The organism is Pseudomonas sp. PSB11 (genome assembly GCF_014596605.1).
In the GTDB taxonomy this organism is placed as follows: domain Bacteria; phylum Pseudomonadota; class Gammaproteobacteria; order Pseudomonadales; family Pseudomonadaceae; genus Aquipseudomonas; species Aquipseudomonas umsongensis.
In genome coordinates, this window is record NZ_NOIO01000007.1 from 176,636 (window position 1) to 195,630 (window position 18,995).

Annotated in this window: 16 protein-coding genes; 6 read left to right on the forward strand and 10 right to left on the reverse strand. The window is 60.6% G+C overall.

Features of this window, described 5'->3' with window-relative positions:
* Positions 1–9 precede the first annotated feature (9 nt).
* On the forward strand, positions 10–1,059 hold the full coding sequence (locus tag CGA21_RS11620; RefSeq protein ID WP_110748953.1) for an alkene reductase: 1,050 nt from the start codon (positions 10–12) through the stop codon (positions 1,057–1,059).
* A 211-nt stretch (positions 1,060–1,270) separates the two neighbouring features.
* Positions 1,271–1,930, forward strand: coding sequence for a hypothetical protein (locus CGA21_RS11625; RefSeq protein ID WP_188264241.1), 660 nt, complete (start codon positions 1,271–1,273; stop codon positions 1,928–1,930).
* 218 nt (positions 1,931–2,148) lie between these two features.
* Here CGA21_RS11625 and emhR read toward each other — a convergent pair whose 3' ends face one another.
* Complete coding sequence (gene emhR / locus CGA21_RS11630) at positions 2,149–2,781, reverse strand: efflux system transcriptional repressor EmhR (RefSeq protein WP_110748949.1); 633 nt, start codon at positions 2,779–2,781, stop codon at positions 2,149–2,151.
* Positions 2,782–3,049: 268 nt separating this feature from the next.
* Between emhR and CGA21_RS11635 the strand changes: the two genes are divergently transcribed.
* The 4 genes from CGA21_RS11635 (at position 3,050) to CGA21_RS11650 (ending at position 10,518) form a co-directional block, all read left to right on the forward strand.
* Positions 3,050–4,207 carry an efflux RND transporter periplasmic adaptor subunit gene (locus CGA21_RS11635; RefSeq protein ID WP_020798354.1) on the forward strand — a complete coding sequence of 386 codons (1,158 nt, stop codon included), beginning with the start codon at positions 3,050–3,052 and terminating at the stop codon, positions 4,205–4,207.
* Between the two features lie 3 nt (positions 4,208–4,210).
* On the forward strand, positions 4,211–7,372 hold the full coding sequence (gene emhB / locus CGA21_RS11640; RefSeq protein ID WP_110748947.1) for an efflux RND transporter permease subunit EmhB: 3,162 nt from the start codon (positions 4,211–4,213) through the stop codon (positions 7,370–7,372).
* Positions 7,372–8,832, forward strand: a complete 1,461-nt coding sequence (gene emhC / locus CGA21_RS11645) for an efflux RND transporter outer membrane subunit EmhC (RefSeq protein WP_110748945.1) — start codon at positions 7,372–7,374, stop codon at positions 8,830–8,832. The genes emhB and emhC overlap by 1 nt, the downstream gene beginning before the upstream one ends.
* Before the next feature lie 426 nt (positions 8,833–9,258).
* Positions 9,259–10,518: an OprD family porin gene (locus CGA21_RS11650; protein ID WP_188264242.1), complete on the forward strand. Its 1,260-nt coding sequence runs from the start codon at positions 9,259–9,261 to the stop codon at positions 10,516–10,518.
* A 128-nt stretch (positions 10,519–10,646) separates the two neighbouring features.
* Here CGA21_RS11650 and pcaC read toward each other — a convergent pair whose 3' ends face one another.
* The 9 genes from pcaC to CGA21_RS11695 all read right to left on the reverse strand — a co-directional run bounded on the left by pcaC (position 10,647) and on the right by CGA21_RS11695 (position 18,915).
* Positions 10,647–11,039 (reverse strand): 4-carboxymuconolactone decarboxylase, encoded by a 393-nt coding sequence (pcaC, locus tag CGA21_RS11655; RefSeq protein ID WP_020798348.1) that lies wholly within the window; start codon positions 11,037–11,039, stop codon positions 10,647–10,649.
* 10 nt (positions 11,040–11,049) lie between these two features.
* Complete coding sequence (pcaD, locus tag CGA21_RS11660) at positions 11,050–11,841, reverse strand: 3-oxoadipate enol-lactonase (RefSeq protein WP_110748939.1); 792 nt, start codon at positions 11,839–11,841, stop codon at positions 11,050–11,052.
* An 11-nt stretch (positions 11,842–11,852) separates the two neighbouring features.
* The gene (locus CGA21_RS11665) at positions 11,853–13,217 is read right to left on the reverse strand and encodes a 3-carboxy-cis,cis-muconate cycloisomerase (RefSeq protein ID WP_110748937.1); all 1,365 of its coding nucleotides are present in this window, start codon (positions 13,215–13,217) and stop codon (positions 11,853–11,855) included.
* A 44-nt stretch (positions 13,218–13,261) separates the two neighbouring features.
* Positions 13,262–14,569 carry an MFS family transporter gene (locus tag CGA21_RS11670; RefSeq protein WP_110748935.1) on the reverse strand — a complete coding sequence of 436 codons (1,308 nt, stop codon included), beginning with the start codon at positions 14,567–14,569 and terminating at the stop codon, positions 13,262–13,264.
* A 196-nt stretch (positions 14,570–14,765) separates the two neighbouring features.
* A complete protein-coding gene (gene pcaG, locus CGA21_RS11675) occupies positions 14,766–15,332 on the reverse strand; it encodes a protocatechuate 3,4-dioxygenase subunit alpha (RefSeq protein WP_020798344.1) in 567 nt (188 codons plus the stop codon).
* A 1-nt stretch (position 15,333) separates the two neighbouring features.
* Positions 15,334–16,038, reverse strand: coding sequence for a protocatechuate 3,4-dioxygenase subunit beta (gene pcaH, locus CGA21_RS11680; protein WP_110748933.1), 705 nt, complete (start codon positions 16,036–16,038; stop codon positions 15,334–15,336).
* Between the two features lie 38 nt (positions 16,039–16,076).
* Positions 16,077–17,282, reverse strand: a complete 1,206-nt coding sequence (gene pcaF, locus CGA21_RS11685; protein WP_177411579.1) for a 3-oxoadipyl-CoA thiolase — start codon at positions 17,280–17,282, stop codon at positions 16,077–16,079.
* Positions 17,279–18,058: a CoA-transferase subunit beta gene (locus CGA21_RS11690; protein ID WP_110748929.1), complete on the reverse strand. Its 780-nt coding sequence runs from the start codon at positions 18,056–18,058 to the stop codon at positions 17,279–17,281. Before CGA21_RS11690 ends, pcaF begins: the two co-directional genes overlap by 4 nt.
* Positions 18,058–18,915 (reverse strand): CoA transferase subunit A, encoded by an 858-nt coding sequence (locus CGA21_RS11695; protein ID WP_008054173.1) that lies wholly within the window; start codon positions 18,913–18,915, stop codon positions 18,058–18,060. Before CGA21_RS11695 ends, CGA21_RS11690 begins: the two co-directional genes overlap by 1 nt.
* Positions 18,916–18,995: the final 80 nt, after the last annotated feature.

Genomic DNA, 18,995 nt, shown 5'->3' on the forward strand with positions numbered 1-18,995 from the left:
AGCTATTTCATGACGACTATTTTCGATCCGATCAAACTGGGCGACCTCGAGCTGGCCAACCGCATCATCATGGCCCCGCTGACCCGCTGCCGCGCCGATGAAGGCCGTGTGCCCAACGCGTTGATGGCCGAGTACTACGTACAACGTGCTTCGGCCGGCCTGATCCTCAGCGAAGCCACTTCGGTCACCCCGATGGGCGTCGGCTACCCGGACACCCCGGGCATCTGGTCCAACGACCAGGTGCGCGGCTGGACCAACGTCACCAAGGCAATCCACGGCGCGGGCGGCAAGATCTTCCTGCAACTGTGGCACGTCGGCCGGGTGTCCCACGAGTCGTACCTGAATGGCGAAAAACCGGTCGCCCCGAGCGCCATCCAGCCTAAAGGCCACGTCAGCCTGGTGCGTCCGCTGGCCGATTACCCAACGCCCCGCGCGCTGGAAACCGCTGAAATCGCCGACATCGTCGACGCTTACCGCGTGGGTGCCGAAAACGCCAAGGCCGCCGGTTTTGATGGCGTGGAAATCCACGGTGCCAACGGCTACCTGCTCGACCAGTTCCTGCAAAGCAGCACCAACCAGCGCACCGACCAATACGGCGGTTCGGTGGAGAACCGTGCCCGCCTGTTGCTGGAAGTGACCGATGCCGCCATCGAAGTCTGGGGCGCCGGCCGTGTCGGTGTGCACCTGGCACCTCGCGCCGACTCCCATGACATGGGTGACGACAACCTGGCCGAAACCTTCACCTACGTCGCTCGCGAACTGGGCAAACGTGGCATTGCCTTCATCTGCTCGCGCGAGAAAGAAGGCACCGACAGCCTGGGTCCGCAAATCAAGGAAGCCTTCGGGGGTCCGTACATCATCAACGAACGCTTCACCAAGGACAGCGCCAATGCCTGGCTGGCCAGCGGCAAGGCTGACGCAGTCGCCTTCGGCGTGCCGTTCATTGCCAACCCGGACTTGCCGGCACGCCTGAAAGCGGATGCGCCGCTGAACGAGGCGCGTCCCGAGTTGTTCTACGCCAAGGGCCCGGTGGGTTACATCGACTACCCAACGCTGTAAACGTCAAGGTTAAAATGTATAAGCCCCGACTCGAGAGAGCCGGGGCTTTTTTATACAAAACTTTCGCATGCATTAAATAAGCATTTAACACATCCAGACACCATCCTTTTCTTCCAGCCCCCACTACCAATACAGATAATAAACTTTCAACAGCAGGACAATCCTGCACTTAATGTTGAATGCCACACTCAATTCATCGAAAGGAATCGACATGAATATTAGCGACAACCCTGACAGTGAAGTTGGCCAACCCTACGACCAACTGTTCGCAACGTTCAACAATACCTCCATCGGCATGCTTTACCAGCTTCTGCCCAACCTGCTCAGCGAGGAGCACCAGGCGCTGCTGGATGAAATGCTGGGCAACGCCAAGGTAGAAGTCATCAATCTGCTGGAGCATGCGCAATATACGCACGCGCTGAACCAGAAAATCGACCAATGGCGAAATCAGGCAAGGGGCACGAGAACCACACGTGTTATTGTCAGAATCATCAATCAAACAACTCATACATTCAACATTACCCAGACCACTCTGCCGTTGAGCAAGGCAGAGCGCGAATCGTTCCAGATCCCCTGCGAGCAACAAACTGCGTTCAAATCCGAATTCAACTACAACTATGCCTACCCTTGGCCCAAGAACAAAATCATGTTCAATCAATTTGTAGACTTCTTCGATGACACTATCGGCGTCCGCTTTGACTTAGGCCTGATAATGAATACTTCGTTTGGCCTTCTTTCGCCAACACTCAGGCCCAGTGTAAAAAACACCGTCAAGTCGATTGGCTCATCCCCAATCAAGTGCTCGACCAAAACAACCCGGATGGGTGAGGGTGCGCCCTTCCACTTCGAGGTAGAAATTACCTTGGGTTGAGGGCAACCCACCCGCCTGTTCCACAGCCAGGCCAGTCTGGGAATGTCACTTGAGGACTCACCTCTTGCGACCGGCCCACACCCTATACGACACAAAATTCCTACAAAATACGAAGCCCGCTACCTTTCAACCTGGCGAGCGCGCGTATATAAAAGTAGCCCACGGCGTACAGGCGAGCGTTGAATGATCAGCACTCGCCTCTAATCATGCATTTTGTTTCATTTGCGCAAGCTGGGGCTCAAGCGCAGCATGTCCAACCCTGTATCGACCCAACGCTCGGCTTCGATGTGCAGTTGGAAACCCTCGGGCGCCAGCAGCCACTGGTACAGGATGCCATCGATGTAGGCATGCAGGCTGACGGCCGCGCGCGCCGTATCCAGGTTTTCCGGCAATTGCCCGCGATTCACCGCGTTGCTCAGGGCCAGGCCGATTCGTACATTGCAATCCAGGCTGGCTGCCACGCGCTGTTGGCGCAGGTCGCACATTTCATCGGTGAATTCGCACTTATGAAAGAGAATTTCGTTGATGCGCCGGGTTTTCGGGTCCAGGGCAACTTGATGAAACAAATGAATCAACAGCTTGCGCATACAACCCAGGGGGTCGGGTTCATCTGCGCTTTCGCTGGCCTTGGCCATTTCATCCAGAGGCTCGTGCAGGGTGTCGAGCATGGCCTGAACCAAGTCCGCCTTGTTGCTGAAATGCCAGTAAATCGCCCCGCGAGTGACGCCGGCCAGGGTCGCGATGTCCGCCAGGGTCGTGCGCGCCACGCCCCGCTCGAAAAAGGCTTTCTCGGCCGCTTCGAGTATCTGGTTGCGGGTTTCTTGGGCTTCCTCTTTGGTACGACGGACCATGGCAGTACAACCTCAATCAGGATGCTTCAGCGATGTCTGGATATCAGCTGAATAAAAGCGGGGCGAGTGCTCTTGGGTTTCGTCCCCGGGCCTACAATTCGAACCTTGCGACGGCGTTTGTAACGGGATGGGTACGTGACCAAGGTATTTACAAACAGCCATGAACGTAAGTATATTCCTTAGCATGCTACTTATCCACTCGGCCCCCACTTTTTAACCTTTCAATTTTTTCTTGTGCGTTTGTTTCGCGCCTGACCCGAGGATTTTCATGCAATTCAAGCCAGCTGTTACCGCTCTGGTCGCCGCCGTCGCCCTGGCATCGCTGCTCAGCGGATGTAAAAAAGAAGAGGCCCCTCCGGCCGCACCACCGCCTCAGGTCGGCGTCGTCACCCTGCAGACGCAAACGTTTACGTTGACGTCCGATCTGCCGGGACGCACCAGTGCGTTCCGCATTGCCGAAGTGCGCCCACAGGTCAACGGCATCATTCTCAAGCGTCTTTTCAAGGAAGGCGGCGACGTCAAGGCCGGCCAGCAGCTGTATCAGATCGATCCATCGGTTTATGACGCTACGCTCAAAAGCGCCGAAGCCAACTTGCGTTCGACCAAGTCGATCTCTGACCGCTACAAGCAACTGGTCGACGAACAGGCCGTGAGCCGCCAGGAATACGACACCGCCGTGGCCAACCGCCTGCAATCGGAAGCCGCACTGCAAACGGCCCAGATCAATGTGCGCTACACCAAGGTGTATGCGCCGTTGACCGGTCGGATCGGTCGCTCGTCGGTCACCGAAGGTGCACTGGTCAGCAATGGCCAGGCCGAAGCGATGGCGGTGATCCAGCAGCTGGACCCGATCTACGTCGACGTCACCCAGTCTTCTGTCGAGCTGCTTACGCTGCGCCGCGAGCTGGAAAGCGGTCGTCTGCAAAAGGCCGGCGACAACGCCGCGAAAGTCAAGCTGACCCTCGAGGATGGCAGCCAGTACAAGCTCGACGGCAAGCTGGAGTTCTCAGAGGTCTCGGTTGACCAGACCACCGGCTCCGTCACCCTGCGCGCCGTGTTCCCGAACCCTGACCACACCCTTCTGCCGGGCATGTTCGTGCACGCCCAGTTGCAGGCAGGCGTGAACAGCGCCGCGATCCTGGCGCCGCAGCAAGGCGTCACCCGCGACCTCAAAGGCATGCCGACCGCGCTGGTCGTAGGTCCCGACAACAAGGTCGAACTGCGTCAGCTCAAGGCTAACCGCACCGTCGGCAACCAATGGCTGATCGAGGACGGCCTGAAGGCCGGCGATCGCCTGATCACCGAAGGCCTGCAGTTCGTCAAGCCGGGCATCGAAGTCAAGCCCACTGACGCCACCAACGTCGGCACAAAAAACCCGGCCCCCGCCAAGCCAGCTGAGCAGGCTTCCAGCGGCCAAGGGGAGTAATTCATGTCCAGATTCTTCATCGACCGTCCGATCTTCGCCTGGGTAATCGCCCTGGTGATCATGCTGGTCGGGGCTCTATCGATCCTCAAGTTGCCGATCAACCAATACCCGAGCATTGCCCCTCCAGCCATCGCCATTTCCGTGACCTACCCGGGCGCTTCTGCGCAAACCGTGCAGGACACCGTGGTCCAGGTGATCGAGCAGCAGCTCAACGGTATCGACAATTTGCGTTATGTGTCTTCGGAAAGTAACTCCGATGGCACCATGACCATTACCGCGACCTTCGAGCAAGGCACCAACTCCGATACCGCGCAGGTCCAGGTCCAGAACAAGCTGAACCTGGCCACCCCGCTGTTGCCGCAGGAAGTGCAGCAACAAGGTATCCGCGTGACGAAGGCAGTGAAGAACTTCCTGCTGGTGATCGGCGTGGTGTCGCGTGACGGCAGCATGACCAAGGACGACCTGTCCAACTACATCGTGTCCAACATGCAGGACCCGATCTCGCGGACCGCCGGTGTCGGCGACTTCCAGGTATTCGGCTCCCAGTACGCCATGCGCATCTGGCTCGACCCGGCCAAGTTGAACAACTTCAACTTGACCCCGATCGATGTCAAAACCGCCATCGCCGCACAGAACGTCCAGGTCTCATCCGGCCAGCTCGGCGGCCTGCCCGCCCTGCCCGGCACGCAGCTGAACGCGACGATCATTGGCAAGACCCGCCTGCAGACCGCCGAGCAATTCGAAAAGATCCTGCTCAAGGTCAACAAGGACGGCTCCCAGGTTCGCCTCAAGGATGTCGCCAGCGTCGGCCTGGGTGGTGAGAACTACAGCATCAACGCCCAGTTCAACGGCGCCCCGGCGTCCGGCCTGGCCGTGAAACTGGCCACTGGCGCCAACGCCCTGGATACCGCCAAGGCCCTGCGCACCACCATCGACAACCTCAAGCCGTTCTTCCCTGAAGGGATGGAAGTGGTGTTCCCGTACGACACCACGCCGGTGGTAACCGAATCGATCAAGGGCGTGGTTCACACCCTGGTCGAAGCGGTCGGGTTGGTGTTCCTGGTGATGTTCCTGTTCCTGCAGAACTTCCGCGCCACCATCATCACCACGATGACGGTCCCGGTGGTATTGCTCGGTACATTCGGGATCCTCGCGGCGGCCGGGTTCAGCATCAATACCCTGACCATGTTCGGTATGGTGCTGGCCATCGGCTTGCTGGTGGACGATGCCATCGTCGTGGTGGAAAACGTCGAACGGGTGATGAGCGAAGAAGGCCTGTCGCCCAAGGAAGCGACCAAGAAATCCATGGGGCAGATCCAGGGAGCACTGGTTGGTATCGCCCTGGTGCTGTCAGCGGTGCTGTTGCCAATGGCCTTCTTCAGCGGCTCCACCGGTGTGATCTACAAGCAGTTCTCGATCACCATCGTCTCGGCCATGGCCCTGTCGGTACTGGTGGCCCTGATCTTCACCCCGGCGCTCTGCGCCACCATGCTCAAGGCGATTCCCAAGGGCGAGCACCACACCCCGAAACGCGGTTTCTTCGGCTGGTTCAACCGCAACTTCGACCGTGGTGTCAAAAGCTACGAGCGTGGCGTCGGCAGCATGCTGACGCACAAGGCGCCGTACCTGTTGGCCTATATCATCATCGTCGTCGGCATGATCTGGCTGTTCACCCGCATTCCAACCGCGTTCCTGCCGGAAGAAGACCAGGGCGTATTGTTCGCCCAGGTACAGACCCCCGCCGGATCGACGTCCCAGCGCACCCAGGTGGTCGTGGACGAAATGCGTGAATTCCTGCTGCGTCCGGGCAAGGATGGCGGTGAAGGCGACGCGGTGAACTCGGTGTTTACCGTGACCGGCTTCAACTTCGCCGGCCGTGGCCAAAGCTCGGGCATGGCGTTCATCATGCTGCGCCCATGGGAAGACCGTAACGCCGACAACAGCGTGTTCAAGGTCGCAGCCCGTGCCCAGCAGCACTTCTTCACCTTCCGTGACGCCATGGTGTTTGCCTTCGCGCCACCGGCGGTACTGGAATTGGGTAACGCCACCGGTTTCGACGTGTTCCTGCAGGACCGCGCCGGTATCGGTCACGACAAGCTGATGGAAGCCCGTAACCAGTTCCTCGGCATGGCGGCGCAAAGCAAGATCCTGACTCAAGTGCGTCCGAACGGCTTGAACGATGAGCCGCAATACCAGCTGGAAATCGACGATGAGAAGGCCAGTGCCCTGGGCATTACCATCGCCGACATCAACAACACCCTGTCGATCGCCCTGGGCAGTAGCTACGTCAACGACTTCATCGACCGTGGTCGGGTGAAGAAGGTTTACGTGCAAGGACAGCCCGGTGCGCGCATGAGCCCTGAGGACTTGCAGAAGTGGTACGTGCGCAACAGCGTCGGCACCATGGTTCCGTTCTCGGCGTTCGCCAAGGGTGAGTGGATCTACGGATCGCCGAAACTGGCCCGTTACAACGGCGTGGAAGCGGTGGAAGTCCTCGGCGCCCCGGCACCGGGTTACTCCACCGGTGAAGCCATGGCCGAAGTCGAGGCCATCGCCAAGAAACTGCCGGCCGGCGTCGGTATTTCCTGGACCGGCCTGTCCTACGAGGAACGCCTGTCGGGCTCGCAAGCGCCTGCGCTGTACGCCTTGTCGTTGCTGATGGTGTTCCTGTGCCTGGCGGCCCTCTATGAAAGCTGGTCGATTCCGATCGCGGTCATGCTGGTGGTACCGCTGGGGATCATCGGTGCGCTGATGGCCACCAGCCTGCGCGGCCTGTCCAACGACGTGTACTTCCAGGTGGGCTTGTTGACGACCATCGGCCTGGCGGCGAAAAACGCCATCCTGATTGTCGAATTCGCCAAGGAACTGCACGAACAAGGGCGCAGCCTGCGCGAGGCGGCCATCGAAGCCTGCCGCATGCGTCTGCGCCCCATCATCATGACCTCGCTCGCGTTCGTGCTCGGGGTGGTGCCCCTGGCGATATCCACGGGTGCAGGTTCCGGTAGCCAGCATGCCATCGGTACCGGCGTGATTGGCGGTATGATCACCGCAACCGTTCTGGCGATCTTCTGGGTCCCACTGTTCTTCGTCACCGTGTCGGCCCTGGGTCAGCGTAAAAACGTCGACCAGCAAGACGCCATTGAAACTTCTAAAGAGGCTGGCTAATGAGCAAGTCGCTACTCTCCCTGGCCGTCGCCGCGTTCGTGCTTGGTGGCTGCTCGCTGATACCTGACTATCAGCGGCCGCAAGCACCGGTGGCAGATCAGTACCCGCAGGGCCAGGCGTATTCGCCGGCCCAGGCACCGGCGCAGGCCGCTGCCGAGCAGGGTTGGAAGCAGTTTTTCCATGACCCGGCGCTGCAGCAGCTGATTCAGGTATCCCTGGAAAACAACCGCGACCTGCGTGTCGCGGCCTTGAACATCGACGCCTTTGCGGCTCAATACCGCATCTCGCGAGCCGATCTGTTCCCGGCCGTTTCGGCCAACGGTACAGGTAGCCGCCAGCGCTTGCCGGCTGACGCTTCGCAGACCGGCGAGGCTGGCATCACCAGTTCCTACTCGGCCACGGTTGGCATCAGCGCCTATGAACTGGATATGTTCGGTCGGATTCGCAGCCTGAACGAAGAAGCCCTGCAGAAGTACTTTGCCACCGAAGAAGGCCGGCGCAGCACCCAGATCAGCCTGGTGGCCAGCGTGGCCAATGCCTACCTGACCTGGCAGGCCGACAAGGAACTGCTCAAGCTGACCCAGGACACCCTCGCCGCGTTCGAGGAGAGCTACAAGCTCACCGCGCGCAGCAACGAAGTGGGCGTCGCTTCGGCCCTGGACCTGGCACAATCGCGCACCTCGGTGGAAAACGCCCGTGCGCAATTGGCCAAGTACACCCGTCAGGTCGCCCAGGATGAAAACAGCCTGGTGCTGCTGCTTGGCACCGGCATCCCGGCCAACCTGCAAGCGGCCAAACCGCTGAACGACGACCTGCTGGCCGAAGTGCCACCTGGCCTGCCGTCGGACTTGCTGCAGCGTCGCCCGGACATCCTGCAGGCCGAGTACAACCTCAAGGCCGCCAACGCCAACATCGGCGCGGCGCGGGCAGCGTTCTTCCCGAGCATCAGCCTGACGGCCAATGCCGGGACCCTGAGCCCGGACCTGTCCGGCCTGTTCAAGGGTGGTTCGGGTACCTGGCTGTTCCAGCCGCAGATCAACCTGCCGATCTTCAACGCCGGCAGCCTGCGTGCCAGCCTGGATTACTCGAAAATCCAGAAAGACATTGGCGTGGCGAACTACGAGAAGTCCATCCAGACCGCCTTTCAGGAAGTCGCCGACGGCCTGGCCGCGCGCCAGACCTACGTCCAGCAGCTGCAGGCGCAGCAGGACTTCGTCAATGCCAACCAGGACTACTACCGCCTGGCCGAGCGTCGTTACCGCATCGGTGTCGACAGCAACCTGACCTTCCTCGATGCCCAGCGCCAGCTGTTCAGTGCCCAACAGGCATTGATCACCGACCGTCTGGCGCAACTGGTCAGCCAGGTCAACCTGTACAAGGCCCTGGGCGGTGGCTGGAACGAACAGACGGCGAAGAACGAGCCGTTGAAAGAAGAAGCGCCGAAGATGAAGTATTTCTGATAGTGCTGTGAAAACAAGGAGCCCACCTTTCGGTGGGCTTTTTGTTGACCGCCGGAAAAGGTGTGAGGACCGTTCTGGCCCCTTCGCGAGCAAGCCCACTCCCACACTCAACCGAGTTCCTCCAGAAAGAATGCGGCCAATGTGGGAGCGGGCTTGCTCGTGAAGGGGCCAGCACTAACAACGCAAACCCTGGGCAATCTAACGTTCGATAATCGCCCAAAATCTGTTTTCACAGATTGAACCATCTAGTACATTCACATCACCATTCGACCCACAAAACCAATAACAACAGGTTCGATGCCATGCCCCCGCGCCCTGCCCTCTCCGGCTGATCCGCCTCGCTTGCCCTGATTTCCCAGCACGTCTGCAACCTTGGGTTGCGGCATCACCCTGTTTCATCTCCAAGAATTAGAGAGACCCAAGCCCATGACGCCTTCTTCCGCGCAGTATTTCGTTCCCAGCTTGATCGCCGTAGCCCTGGCGAGCGCAGCCCTGCCCGCCCAGGCCGAAGAGTCGGGTTTTGTCGAAGGGGCCAAGGTCAACCTGAACCTGCGCAACTTCTACATCAACCGCAACTTCACCAACCCCACCAAGGCCCAGGGCAAGGCCGAAGAGTGGACGCAAAGCTTCATTCTCGACGCCAAGTCCGGGTTTACCCAGGGCACCGTCGGTTTCGGCATGGACGTGCTGGGCTTGTACTCGGTGAAACTCGATGGCGGCAAAGGTACTGGCGGTACCCAGTTGCTGCCGCTGGACAGTGACGGCCGCCCGGCCGACAACTTCGGTCGCACCAACGTGGCGTTCAAGGCCAAGCTGTCGCAAACCGAAGCGAAAGTCGGCGAATGGATGCCAGTGCTGCCAATCCTGCGTTCGGACGACGGTCGTTCCCTGCCGCAAACCTTCCGCGGCGGGCAACTCACCTCGAAGGAAATCGACGGCCTGACGCTGTACGGCGGACAGTTCCGCCAGAACAGCCCGCGCGACGACAGCAGCATGGGCGACATGTCGATGACCGGCAAAGCCGCGTTCACCTCCGACCGTTTCAACTTCCAGGGCGGCGAGTACCTGTTCAACGAGAAACGCACCCAGATCGGTGTGTGGAACGCCGAACTGAAGGACATCTACAGCCAGCAATTCATCAACCTGACCCACAGCCAACCCATCGGTGCCTGGACCCTCGGTGCCAACCTCGGCTACTTCTACGGCAAGGATGACGGCAGCGCCCGGGCCGGCGAGCTGGACAACAAAACCATGTTTGGCCTGTTCTCGGCCAAGTACGGCGGCAACACCTTCTACGTCGGCTTGCAGAAACTCACCGGCGATAGCCCGTGGATGCGGGTCAACGGCACCAGCGGCGGCACCCTGGCCAACGACAGCTACAACTCCAGCTACGACAACGCCCGGGAAAAATCCTGGCAAGTGCGCCACGACTACAACTTCGTTGCCCTTGGCGTGCCGGGCCTGACCCTGATGAACCGCTACATCAGCGGCGATAACGTGCACACCGGCACCATCACCGATGGCAAGGAATGGGGTCGTGAAAGTGAACTGGGCTACACCGTGCAGAGCGGTGCGCTGAAAGACCTGAACGTGAAATGGCGCAACTCGACGATACGTCGCGACTACAGCAACAACGAGTTCGATGAGAATCGCGTGATCATCAGCTACCCGATCAGCCTGCTCTAGAGGCCGATCGTTCCCACGCTCTGCGTGGGAATGCAGCCCGGGACGCTCCGCGTCCCTTCCAAAGCCGAACGCAGAGCGTCCATTGAGGCATTCCCACGCAGAGCGTGGGAACGATCAATCGCAGGGGATCACTCCCGCGATTCAACCCCCAACTCATCCCAGACCGACTCAGCCAGGTGGAACGTCGCATTGGCTGCCGGAATCCCGCAGTAGATTGCGCTCTGCATGATCACTTCCTTGATCTCGCTGCGGCTCACGCCGTTGTTGGCGGCAGCGCGCAGATGCAGTTTGAGTTCGCCCTCGCGGTTCATGCCGATCAGCATGGCGATGGTGATCAGGCTGCGGGTGTGACGCGGCAGGCCCGGACGGGTCCAGATGTCACCCCAGGCGTGGCGGGTGATCATTTCCTGGAACTCCGAGTTGAACTCGGTCAGGGTGGTCAGGCTGCGATCGACATGGGCATCGCCCAGAACAGCGCGACGGACCTTCATGCCCTCGTCGTAACGTTGTTTCTCGTCCACGCAATTCCCCTCAACGAGCCGTCAGGAAGGCCAGTACGCGGTCGCTGAAATCAGCACCGGCCTGGACGTTGGACAAGTGCGCGGCATAGAACTCGGCGTACTCCGCACCCGGTACGTGCTCCTGGATGAAGTGCCCGCCGGACGGCGGCGTGACCGCATCCTGGATGCCGGCGATCACCAGCAGCGGCGCCTTGATCGCAGACAACTGATCGCGGAAATCGGCATCGCGCACCGCCGCACAGTTGGCCGCATAGCCTTCAGGCGATGTCGCCGCCAGCATGTCGGTAATCTGCTTGGCCGCCGCCGGGTTGGCTTCGGAGAAATCCGGGGTGAACCAGCGTGCAATCGATGCATCGCGCAAGGCGACCATCGCTGCCTGACCGTCACGCAACACCGTTTCGATACGCGGGTTCCAGATCGACGGATCGCCGATTTTCGCCGCCGTGTTGCACACGATCAGCTTATTCAGACGTTCGCCAGCGTTGATCCCCAGCCACTGGCCGATCAGGCCGCCCATGGACAGGCCGCAGAAATGTGCGCGTTCGATGTGCAGGGCATCCAGCAGTGCCAATACGTCACGGCCCAGTTGTTCGATGCTGTAAGGGCCCGGCGTCACCAACGATTGGCCGTGTCCGCGGGTGTCGAAACGCAGTACACGAAAGTGCTCCGTGAACGCCGGAATCTGCGCGTCCCACATGTGCAGGTCGGTGCCCAGCGAGTTGGACAGCACCAGCACCGGCGCATCGACCGGTCCATCTAGTTGGTAATGTAGTTCGCCATCGGCGAGTTGTACGAAAGCCACAGCAGTCTCCTTCAGGCAGTCAATGCAGAATGTTCAGCCACCGCTCGCTCGACCCAGGTACGGGCCTGACCGAGATAATGGGCGGGGTCCAGCAGATGATCGAGTTCAGTGGCCGACAGTTCGGCAGTCACTTGCGGTTCGTCGCCAAGTACGGCACGCAGATGGCGTTGTTCGGCGACGGCGCGTTTGCAGCATTGTTCCAGCAGGTGATGCGCGGTGTCGCGGCCGACCCGTTGTGCGAGGACGATGCTCACCGCTTCGGCGAGCACCAGGCCCTGGGTCAGGTCGAGGTTGCGGGCCATGCGTTCGGCGTCCACTTCCAGTCCGCCCGTGACCAGCAGCGCCTGCTTGAGACTGCCGGACACCAGGCAGCAAATTTCCGGCAGGGTTTCCCACTCGGCATGCCACAGCCCCAGGCTGCGCTCGTGCTCCTGCGGCATGGCGCTGAACAGTGTCGACAGCAGGCCTGGCACGCGAGTCGCCGCGCCAATCAGCACCGCCGCACCGACTGGATTGCGTTTATGCGGCATGGTCGAAGAACCACCCTTGCCCGGCGCCGAAGGCTCGAACACCTCGGCGGCTTCGGTTTGCATCAGCAAGCTGATATCGCGACCGAGCTTGCCGAGACTTCCGGCGATCAATCCGAGCACCGAGCCAAACTCCACCAGGCGATCGCGCTGAGTGTGCCAGGGTTGGTCCGGCAAGCTCAGTTGCAGCTCTTCGGCCAACGCCTGGGCAATCGGCATCGCCTGTTCACCGAGGGCCGCGAGGGTTCCGGAGGCGCCACCGAATTGCAGCACCAGCAGGCGCGGCCTGAGCGCTTGCAGACGTTGACGGCTGCGGGTGACGGCGCCCAGCCAACCGGCGATTTTCATGCCGAGGGTCACCGGCGTCGCATGTTGCAACCAGGTGCGTCCGGCCAGTGGCGTGGCGACATAACGTTGGGCCTGGGTGGCGAGGGTGTCGCCCAGTTGCGCCAGATCGCTGTCGATCAATGCCAGCGCCCGGCGCAATTGCAACACCAGGCCGCTATCCATTACATCCTGGCTGGTGGCGCCCAGATGCACGTAGCGTTCGGCTTGCGCATCGCTCGCAGCGATTTGCTTGCCCAGCGCCTTGACCAACGGGATCGCCGAATTACCCGCCGTGGCAATTGCCTCGCCGAGGGCGGCAAAATCGTAATGCCCGGCCTGGCACGCCGCTTCAATCGGCGCCACCGCGGTAGGCGGAATCACGCCGACCCGCGCTTCGGCCCGGGCCAGCGCCGCTTCGAAATCGAGCATGGCCTGGACCCGGCCCTGATCGCAGAACACTTCGCGCATATCGCGGGCAGTGAAATAGGCATCGAACAATTGATTGCCCGGTCGCTCGTTCATAAACAGTCCCTGGAAGCGCGGGCCGCTTGGGCCCGCTTATTAGATCAAAGGTCGTGATGCAGATACTTCGCTTGCTTGGGTAGACGCAGGCTGAACAGGAACGCAATGGCCATCATCACCGTCACGTACCAGTAGAAGGAGTTTTCCATGCCGACTGCCTTGAGGCTCAGGGCAACATATTCCGCCGAACCGCCGAAGATTGCATTCGCCACTGCGTAAGCCAGGCCAACACCCAGGGCGCGTACCTCGGGCGGGAACATTTCGGCTTTCACCAGGCCGCTGATCGAGGTGTAGAAACTGACGATCGCCAATGCCAGCGTGATCAACACAAAAGCCAGGAACGGACTGCTAACAGTTTTCAAGCTGAGCAGGATCGGCACGGTACACAGCGTACCCAGGGCACCGAACCACAGCATCGAGTTACGGCGGCCGATCTTGTCCGCGAGCATGCCAAAGAACGGCTGCATGCACATATAAAGGAACAGCGCGCCGGTCATGATGTAACTGGCGGTCTTGGCGTGCATGCCGGCGGTGTTCACCAGGTACTTCTGCATGTACGTGGTGAAGGTGTAGAAAATCAGCGAGCCACCGGCGGTGTAACCGAGCACGGTGATAAACGCGGCTTTATGGTCGCGAAACAGCGCACGAATGCTGCCGGCGTCCTTGTTTTCACGCATTTCCTTGCTGGTGGTTTCTTTCAGCGAACGACGCAGGTACAGCGAAACCAGAGCCGCCATGGCACCGACCACGAACGGAATCCGCCAGCCGTAGGCACGCAGGTCATCCTCGGTGAGGAACTGCTGCAGGATCACCACCAGCGACACCGCCAGCAACTGCCCGCCGATCAACGTGACGTACTGGAACGAGGCAAAGAAACCGCGCTGGCCCTTGAGGGCGACTTCGCTCATGTAGGTGGCCGTGGTGCCATACTCGCCGCCCACCGACAGGCCCTGGAGCAAGCGCGCGAACAGCAGCATGATCGGGGCCCAGACACCAATATCCTTGTAGGTTGGCAAGCAGGCGATGAGCAGCGAGCCAAAGCACATCATCAGAATCGATATCAGCATCGAATTCTTGCGCCCGTGCTTGTCCGCGACACGGCCGAATATCCAGCCGCCAATCGGGCGCATCAGGAACCCGGCGGCAAATACGCCCGCGGTGTTGACCAACTGCACCGTGGGGTTGTCGGACGGGAAAAAGGCTGGCGCGAAATAGATCGCACAAAACGCATAGACGTAGAAGTCGAACCATTCGACGAGGTTGCCTGAAGAAGCACCGACAATGGCGAAGATCCGCTTGCTGCGTTCTTCACCCGTGTATAGCGCTTCAGGAGCTGTAGTTGGGGTTGTCATTGTTTTGTTCACTCAATGGGGACAGTGAGAGTCTAGACACACTTTGCAATAGTCCCGTTCCGCAGATGGATCACCAATGCATATCCCTTGTGGGAGCGAGCCTGCTCGCGAAGAGGCCGCTCCATTCAACATCCATGTCGACTGTCAGTCCGCTTTCGCGAGCAGGCTCGCTCCCACAGGGATTTGTGGTGTTCGCTCAATAGTCGAAGAACACCGTCTCCGCGTCAGTGCCCTGCAGAATCACATTCCACTGGTAAACACCGCTGGCATCCTGCTTGGCCAGCAAGGTGCTGCGGCGCTCGGCCGGAACGCATTCGAGCAACGGGTCGTCCACGTTGGCCGGTTCGCCATCGAAGTAGATCCGTGTCAGCAAATGCTTCACCAAACCACGGGCGAACACCAGCACCACCAGATGCGGTGCCTGGGTCGTGCCTTTGAGGCCTTCGACCGTACCCGGCTTGATGGTGGTGAACCGGAAGCGCCCTTCGGCATCCACCGGCACCCGGCCAAAGCCTTCGAAGTTCGGGTCCAGGGGTTTGTCCTGATCGTCTTCAGGATGGTCGTACTTGCCGGCGGCATTGGCCTGCCAGACTTCCAGCATCGCGTCGTTGACGACATCACCGTTGCCATCGACCACTTGCCCGGTGATCGCCACGCGCTCGCCCAGGGTTTGCTCGACGGTCAGGTTTTCGCGATTCAGCCAGGTCAGGCCGATGTGGTAGTAAGGCCCTACGGTGTGGGACGTGGTCGCAGTCAGCGTCATCTTATTTCTCCATCGGCGTGGCGTCGCGGCCACGCAACACGATGTCCCAGCGATACCCGAGGGCATAGGAAGGGATGGTTTTTTCAAGATCGAACGTGGCGATCAAACGCTCCTTGGCGCGGGTATCGGGCACGCAGTTGTAGATCGGGTCGTACGCCAGCAGCGGGTCCCCGGGGAAATACATCTGCGTGACCAGGCGCGTCAGGATGCTCGGCCCGAACAGCGAGAAATGGATGTGCGCCGGACGCCAGGCGTTGTGGTGGTTGCCCCACGGATACGCGCCGGGCTTGATGGTCTGGAACTGGTACCAGCCATCGGCGTCGGTCACGGTGCGGCCGGTGCCGGTGAAGTTCGGGTCCAGCGGTGCGTCGTGCAGGTCACGGGGATGGTTGTAGCGACCGGCGGCGTTAGCCTGCCAGATCTCAACCAGAATCCCCGGTACCGGCAGACCGTTTTCATCCAGCACACGGCCATGGATGATAATGCGCTCACCCTGAGGCTGCCCCTCGTGCTGGGCGGTCAGGTCGTTGTCCTTCTCGTTGATGCGCTCGGCACCAACGGTAGGACCGGTGATTTCCGACAACGAGTGCGGCAAGAACACTAGCGGCTTGGACGGCGAGCGCAGGTTGGTGGATTGATAGGTCGGGTGCAGGTAGGCAGGCTGGGTGCCTTCCTGCGGGCGACGGTAACCAGGCTTGTCAGTCATGAAACATTCCTCAGTGCTTATAAGTCTTTTCGAGCGCGTCAGACGCGCTCGATCGCCAGGGCCAGACCCTGGCCGACACCGACACACATGGTCGCCAGACCTTTCTTGCCACCGTTTTTTTCCAGCTGATGCAGGGCTGTCAAAACCAGGCGCGCACCGCTCATGCCCAACGGATGGCCCAAGGCAATGGCGCCACCGTTCGGGTTGACTTGAGGTGCGTCGTCCGCCAGCCCCAGTTCGCGCAGCACCGCCAGGCCCTGGCTGGCGAACGCTTCGTTGAGTTCGATGACGTCGAAATCGCTGACCGCCAAACCCAGGCGTTCGGTCAACTTGCGCACCGCTGGCACCGGGCCAATACCCATCACCCGAGGTGCAACACCGGCGCTGGCCATGCCCAATACTTTGGCGCGAGCAGTCAGACCGTGCTTTTTCACCGCTTCGGCCGAGGCCAGGATCAAGGCCGCCGCGCCGTCGTTCACACCGGAAGCGTTGCCGGCGGTGACGGTTTTGTCCGGGCCATTGACCGGTTTGAGTTTGGCCAGGGTTTCCAGGGACGTGTCGGCGCGCGGATGCTCATCCTGGCTGACCACTGTTTCACCCTTCTTGTGGGCAATGCGCACTTCGACGATTTCTTCGGCGAAAAAGCCCGCCGCCTGCGCGGCAGCGGTGCGTTGCTGGCTGCGCAGGGCGAAAGCGTCCTGATCTTCGCGGGACACTTGATAATCGTCGGCGACGTTGTCGGCGGTCTGCGGCATCGCATCCACACCGTACTGGGCCTTCATCAGCGGGTTGATGAAGCGCCAGCCAATGGTAGTGTCTTCCAGCTTCATGTTGCGCGAGAACGCGGCGTCGGCCTTGCCCATCACGAACGGCGCGCGTGACATCGATTCGACGCCACCCGCAATCGCCAGCTCCATTTCGCCACTGGCGATGGCGCGGAACGCGGTACCGATGGCATCCATGCCCGAAGCGCACAGGCGATTAAGGGTCACGCCGGGAATGGTTTCCGGCAGACCCGCCAGCAGCAGCGCCATGCGCGCCACGTTGCGGTTGTCTTCACCGGCCTGGTTGGCACAGCCGAGGAACACCTCGTCCACTGCATTCCAGTCCACCGACGGGTTGCGCTCCATCAAGGCCTTGATCGGCACGGCGGCCAGGTCGTCGGCGCGAACCGCCGACAAGCCACCGCCGAAACGGCCGATAGGGGTACGAATCGCGTCGCAGATATAAACTTCACGCATCATGCTTCTCCTGGGGTTTGGCCGTGGGCGGCTGCGGTGCGGGCTTCCAGATCACGCAGCGCGGTCAGCTCGACTTCGGTCGGCTCGGCAGTGGTGTCGACGCTATCGGCAAAGCGGATCGGCCAACCGGTCGCCGCGACCACTTGCTCGCGGGTCACGCCCGGGTGCAGTGCGGTGACCACGAACTCGTGGGTGCCGGCTTCCGGCTCCATGATGCACAGGTCGGTAATGATTCCCACTGGACCGGCGCCCGGCAGGCCTAGACGCTTGCGTGAATCACCACCCTCGCCATGGCCGACCGAAGTGATGAAATCGAGTTTGTCGACGAACGAACGCGACGACTGCTTGAGGATGATCAGCACGCTCTTGGCGGAACCGGCAATCTCCGGCGCGCCACCGGCACCCGGCAGACGCACTTTCGGCGCATGGTAATCACCGACCACGGTGGTGTTGATGTTGCCGAAACGGTCGACTTGCGCAGCGCCGAGGAAACCGACGTCGATACGCCCGCCCTGCAGCCAGTAGCGGAAAATCTCACCGGTCGGGACCACGGTATCAGCGGTTTCCGCCAGTTCACCATCACCGATCGACAGTGGCAGTACGCTCGGCTTGGCGCCGATTGGGCCCGATTCGTAGATCAGGACCACGTCCGGCGAGGACGTCAGGCGCGCCAGGTTGGCCGCTTTCGACGGCAGGCCGATACCCACGAAGCACACAGAACCGTTCTTCAACCTGCGGGCGGCAGCAACGGTCATCATTTCATTGGTGGTGTAAGTCATTACTTCGCCTCCGAAGCAGCGGCCAGTTTGGCCTGGAACTCGCTGAAGTCAGCGCTGCCATGGATGTACTCGTTAATCCACGCAGTGAAGGTTTCACGGTCGCGGGCAATCGGGTCCCAGGCTTGGTAGAAACGGTTGTCCCGCTCGTTGTAACCGTGTGCGTAGGACGGATGCGCGCCACCAGGGACGTGGCAAACCGCGCTCAGGGCCCAGGTGGGCAGGACACAGGAGTTCATCGGTGCGTTCAGGTCGTCGACAATTTCCTCAACGGTGACGATGCAGCGCTTGGCAGCCAGCGCGGCTTCTTTCTGCACGCCGAGAATACCCCACAACAACACGTTACCCTTGCGGTCGGCTTTTTGCGCGTGAATCACGGTGATATCCGGGCGTACCGAAGGCACGGCGGCCAGCACTTCACCGGTGAATGGGCAAGTGACGGACTTGATCAGTGGGTTGACTTTGGGCAGGTCGGAACCGGCGTAGGCACGCAGCACCGCGAACGGCAGGCCGGATGCGCCGGCAACATAGGCGTTAGCCAGGTCGGCGTGGCTGTGTTCTTCAATTTCCAGGGCATGGGGCCACTGCTTCTCGACGGCGTCACGCAGACGATGCAACGAACCGACACCCGGGTTGCCTCCCCAGGAGAAAATCAGCTTGCGTGCACAACCGGCGCCGATCAACTGGTCGTAGATCAGGTCGGGGGTCATCCGCACCAGGGTCAGGTCTTTCTTGCCCTGGCGAATGATTTCGTGACCCGCCGCTGTCGGGATCAGATGGGTAAAGCCTTCGAGTGCGACCGTATCGCCGTCGTTCACGAATTGCTTAACCGCGTCGTGCAGCGAAAGAATTTCAGCCATCGGGGCAGGCTCCCGTTTGTTATTAACCAACTGATAAAAAGGCGCCGATGCGCAGCGCCGGAGTGGTTAAAGATTAAGCG

Bases quoted from the DNA above. Each gene is read 5' to 3' on its own strand.
- CGA21_RS11625 (WP_188264241.1), top strand. From the start codon at position 1,271: ATGAATATTAGCGACAACCCTGACAGTGAAGTTGGCCAACCCTACGAC.
- CGA21_RS11690 (WP_110748929.1), bottom strand. From the start codon at position 18,058: ATGACTTACACCACCAATGAAATGATGACCGTTGCTGCCGCCCGCAGG.
- emhR (WP_110748949.1), bottom strand. From the start codon at position 2,781: ATGGTCCGTCGTACCAAAGAGGAAGCCCAAGAAACCCGCAACCAGATA.
- pcaG (WP_020798344.1), bottom strand. From the start codon at position 15,332: ATGACGCTGACTGCGACCACGTCCCACACCGTAGGGCCTTACTACCAC.
- CGA21_RS11620 (WP_110748953.1), top strand. From the start codon at position 10: ATGACGACTATTTTCGATCCGATCAAACTGGGCGACCTCGAGCTGGCC.
- pcaF (WP_177411579.1), bottom strand. From the start codon at position 17,282: ATGATGCGTGAAGTTTATATCTGCGACGCGATTCGTACCCCTATCGGC.
- CGA21_RS11670 (WP_110748935.1), bottom strand. From the start codon at position 14,569: ATGACAACCCCAACTACAGCTCCTGAAGCGCTATACACGGGTGAAGAA.
- emhC (WP_110748945.1), top strand. From the start codon at position 7,372: ATGAGCAAGTCGCTACTCTCCCTGGCCGTCGCCGCGTTCGTGCTTGGT.
- pcaH (WP_110748933.1), bottom strand. From the start codon at position 16,038: ATGACTGACAAGCCTGGTTACCGTCGCCCGCAGGAAGGCACCCAGCCT.
- emhB (WP_110748947.1), top strand. From the start codon at position 4,211: ATGTCCAGATTCTTCATCGACCGTCCGATCTTCGCCTGGGTAATCGCC.
- CGA21_RS11635 (WP_020798354.1), top strand. From the start codon at position 3,050: ATGCAATTCAAGCCAGCTGTTACCGCTCTGGTCGCCGCCGTCGCCCTG.
- CGA21_RS11695 (WP_008054173.1), bottom strand. From the start codon at position 18,915: ATGGCTGAAATTCTTTCGCTGCACGACGCGGTTAAGCAATTCGTGAAC.
- CGA21_RS11650 (WP_188264242.1), top strand. From the start codon at position 9,259: ATGACGCCTTCTTCCGCGCAGTATTTCGTTCCCAGCTTGATCGCCGTA.
- CGA21_RS11665 (WP_110748937.1), bottom strand. From the start codon at position 13,217: ATGAACGAGCGACCGGGCAATCAATTGTTCGATGCCTATTTCACTGCC.